This is a genomic window from Streptomyces pathocidini, from assembly GCF_001418495.1.
Taxonomy (GTDB): Bacteria; Actinomycetota; Actinomycetes; order Streptomycetales; family Streptomycetaceae; genus Streptomyces; species Streptomyces pathocidini.
Map to the genome: position 1 here is coordinate 1 of NZ_LIQY01000349.1, position 4,390 is coordinate 4,390.

A 4,390-nucleotide genomic window follows, 5' to 3' on the forward strand; every position below is an offset into this window, starting at 1 on the left:
GGCGGTCGGGGTCGAGCGCGACCCCGCCTGGTGGCGGCGGCTGTACGACTCGCTGTCCGGCGTCGACCCCGACCGCCTCAGCGGTCTGCCCGTACCGCTCGCCGACGGCCGTACCACCATCGGCCCGCGCCAGGTCCTGCTGCCGTTGCCCGACGACGGCCAGGGGCTCGGGGAGCCCGTGCTGCCAGGCGCCCCGGCCACCGCTGACACCTCCCGGACGCCGGCGCCCACCGCTGCCGCAGCCGAAGACGGAGACGACAGGCACCCCGGGCGTCCCGCGGCGCATGCGGCCACCCTCGCCCGCCTCGGCCTCAAGGTCGCGCACCCCGACGCCGTGCACCCCCTACTGGAGAGGCTTGGCGCCACCCCGGCCACGCCGCGGGCCGTGCTCACCACGCCGCAGGTGCGCGCCGCCGTCGCCGGGTCCCTCGACATCGGGGAGATCTGGGACGAGGACGCGGACGCGCTCGACGCCGAGGAACTGGCCGAGGCCGTGCTCGGGCTCGTGCGGGACGCGCGGCTGGAGCCCGGCGACGAGCCGTGGCTCGCCGCGCTCGCCCTGCCCGACGACGAGGGCGAGCCGGCACCGGCGGGCGAACTCGTCCTGCCGGGAAGCGTGTTCGAGCAGGTCGTCCGGGAAGGCGAGCTGGGCACCTGTGACGCGGAGCTGGCCGAGCGGTGGGGCGCGCAGCCGCTCACCGCGGTCGGCGTGCTGGCGGATTTCGCGCTCGTCCGCGCCACCGACGTCGTCCTCGACCCCGACGAACTCGACCCCCGCGAGGGCGACTTCGCCGAGCCGGACGACATCGGGCTGTGCGACGCCGTCGACGTCTGGTGCGAGGACGTGCTCGACCGGCTGCCCGACACGCCCGTACCGCCGGTCGCCACCGAGGTCATTGCCGTAAGGGACCTGGACCTGGTCGACGACGACGCCTGGCCGCAGGCGCTCGCGCTGCTCGCCCGCCCGCCGCTGCGCGACGCGCTCACCCGGAACGTGCGGGTGCTGCTCCCGGACGGCACCACCGAGACCGTACGCCCGTACGCCGCCTGGTGGTTGCGCGGCCAGCCCGTGCTCGGCGGGCGGCACCCGGCCGGGCTGCGGGCCGCGGGCGGCGACCCGCTGCTCACCGGGCTGTACGAGCCCGCCGACGCGCAGGGCTTCGACGACGAGCCGGTGCTGCGCGCGCTCGGCGTGCGCACCTCCGTCGCGGCGCTGCTGGACGAGCCCGGCGGCGCGGCCGAGCTCCTCTCCCGCCTCGCCGACCCCGACCGCACGGTCGAACCCGCACAACTGCACGCAATCTACGGCCAGTTGGCCGAGCTCGAGCCCGAGCAGGTCACCCTGCCCGACGAGCTGCGGGCGGTCGTGGACGGCGAGGTGCGGGTCGTGGACGCGACCGACGCGCTCGTCGCCGACACCCCCGACCTCCTCCCGCTCGCCGCGGGACGTGCCCTGCTGCCCGTAAGCCCCCGCCGCGCGGCCGACCTGGCGGAGCTGCTCCAGGTGCGGCGCCTGAGCGAGGCCTGCGAGGGCCGGATCACCTCCGGCGAGCCCGGCGAGACATACGAGGTCCCGGACCCCGTTCGCACTCTCCTCGGCCCGTCGACGCCCGCGACCTACGTCGAGTACGAGGAGCTGGCCGTCGACGGTGTCGAGGCGGACTGGCGCCGGACCCCGGACGGCGTCGTGCACGCGGCGACGGTCGAGGGCGTGGCGGCGGGCCTGGCCTGGGCCGCGGACCAGTGGCCGCGCCGCTTCGAGGTCGCCGCTCTGCTGGAGGACCCGTCCCGCACAGGGGAGTTGGCGCGGGACCGCTGGTTCGACCAGTAGACGTCAGGTGCGCTGGGCCACTCGTTCGGCCAGGGGGCCATCAGGAGCCCTGGACAGCTGGTTCGATCAGGGTGTCATCAGGGGCCCTGGACCGCTGGTTCGACCAGTAGACGTTCAGGGTGCCCTGAGCCGCTGGTTCGGCCAGGGGGGCGCCGGGGGAGTCCGGCCGGTAGGTCGTCAGGCGGGATCGCGGCGGCGCGTCACGCGCCACGTCCACTCCAGCGCGGCCGAGGCGGCCGCCGCGATCCCGACGGCCGTCCACGGCATGGCCGTCCCGACCAGCCGCAGGTCGAAGAAGCGCTGGAGCCAGGGCGTGGCGAGCACGACCAGGAAGCCGAGGCCCATCGCCAGGACGAGCCCGATCCGCCACCACGTGTACGGCCGCGCGATGATCGCCAGCACCCACAGGGCGATGAGGAACAGCGTCAGCGTCGCCGCGCTGGTCTCCGCCGTGAGCGCGCCCCGCCCGCCGTAGTGCTGCCGGGCCAGCAGGTACGTGGCGAAGGTGGCGGCGCCCGCGATGAGGCCCGCCGGGACCGCGTACCGCATCACCCGGCGTACGAAGTGCGGCCGCGCGCGCTCGGTGTTGGGCGCCAGCGCCAGGAAGAAGGCCGGGACGCCGATGGTGAGGGTGGAGAGCAGGGTCAGATGCCGAGGGAGGAAGGGGTAGGGGACCTGGGAGCAGACCACCAGGATCGCCAGCAACACCGAGTAGACGGTCTTGGTGAGGAACAGCGTCGCCACGCGCGTGATGTTGCCGATCACGCGGCGCCCCTCCGCCACCACCGAAGGCAGCGTCGCGAAGGAGTTGTTCAGCAGCACGATCTGCGCGACCGCCCGCGTCGCCTCCGAGCCCGAGCCCATCGCGACGCCGATGTCCGCGTCCTTCAGGGCGAGTACGTCGTTGACGCCGTCGCCGGTCATCGCGACCGTGTGCCCGCGGGACTTCAGCGCGCCGACCATGTCCCGCTTCTGGCGCGGGGTGACCCGGCCGAACACCGTGCCCGCGTCGAGCCCTTCGGCCATTGCGTCCCGCTCGGCGGGCAGCGCCCGCGCGTCCACGGGCGCGCCCGCGCCGGGCAGGCCCAGCTTGGCGGCGACCGCCCCGACCGAGACCGCGTTGTCGCCGGAGATCACCTTCGCGGCGACATCCTGCTCGGCGAAGTAGCGCAGGGTGCGCGCGGCGTCCGAGCGGAGCCGCTGCTCCAGGACGACCAGGGCGGTGGGACGTATGCCGCGGGCCACGTCCGGATCGTCCAACTCCCGCTCGGCGCGGGCGAGCAGCAGGACGCGCAGGCCCTCGGCGCCGAGGCGGTCGGCGTCGGCGAGGGCGGGGTCGCCGGCGGGCAGCAGCACGTCCGGCGCGCCGAGCAGCCAGGTGCGGTCCGCGCCGTCCGGCGCGCGGAAGGTGGCGCCGCTGTACTTGCGGGCGGAGGAGAAGGGCAGCGTGCGGGTGCACTCCCACGGCCCGCCGTCGGGGGCGTCCGAGTGAGCCGTGCCGAGATCGCGCGGGGCGGCGCCATGCTCGGCGAACTCGCGGCACCCTCGGCCGCCCCCGTCCCTGTCTCCGTCCCCGTCCGCCGTGGGGCCGTTCCCGCCGTCCGGGTAGGCCTTGATGATCGCCTGGAGGCTGGCGTTCGGCCGCGGGTCGGAGCCGCCGAGCGCGCCGAGCACCCGCCGTACGTACGCCGCGTCCGAGCCGTCCAGGGGCCGCAGTTCGGACACGTCCATGCCGCCCTCGGTGAGCGTGCCGGTCTTGTCAAGGCAGACCACGTCCACCCGCGCGAGCCCCTCGATCGCGGGCAGCTCCTGTACGAGGCACTGCCTGCGGCCGAGGCGGATGACGCCGATCGCGAAGGCCACGGAGGTCAGCAGCACGAGCCCCTCCGGGACCATGGGCACGATCCCGGCCACCATGCGCCGTACGGCCTCCCGCCAGTCGTGGTCCTCGACGACGGACTGGCTCACGATGAGGCCGATCGCGGTCGGCACCATCATCCACGTCACGTACTTGAGGATCTCGTTGATGCCGTTGCGCAGTTCGGAGTGGACGAGGGTGAAGCGGGTCGCCTCCTCGGCGAGTTGGGCGGCGTAGGCCGCGCGGCCGACCTTGGTGGCCGTGAAGGCCCCGCCGCCCGCGACGACGAAGCTGCCGGACAGCACCGGGTCGCCGGGCTTCTTCAGTACGGGGTCGGCCTCGCCGGTCAGCAGCGACTCGTCGATCTCCAGGCCGTCGGCCTCGATGACCTCCCCGTCGACGACGGCCTTGTCGCCGGGGCCGAGCTCCACGAGGTCGCCGAGCACGATCTCGGACGTGGCGATCTCGGTGGCCGCGCCGTCGCGGCGCACGGTCGGCCTCGCCTCGCCGATCACGGCGAGGCTGTCGAGCGTCCGCTTGGCCCGCCACTCCTGGAAGATCCCGATCGCCGTGTTGGCCACGATCACGAACCCGAACAGGCCGTCCTGGATCGGGCCGACGACGAGGATGATCAGGAAGAGGCCGCCGATGATCGCGTTGAAGCGGGTGAAGACGTTGCCCCGGACGATCTCCCCGACCGT

General features: G+C 74.5%; 1 protein-coding gene and 1 pseudogene. One reads left to right on the forward strand and one right to left on the reverse strand.

Translation table 11 applies throughout. The annotated features are described in order from the left end of the window. Window positions 1-1,831, forward strand: a pseudogene (locus tag AOK16_RS16985) (sacsin N-terminal ATP-binding-like domain-containing protein); the annotation flags it as partial. 177 nt (window positions 1,832-2,008) lie between these two features. Here AOK16_RS16985 and AOK16_RS16990 read toward each other — a convergent pair. Continuing rightward, on the reverse strand, window positions 2,009-4,390 hold a 2,382-nt coding region (locus AOK16_RS16990), incomplete at its 5' end, for an HAD-IC family P-type ATPase (RefSeq protein WP_055473090.1).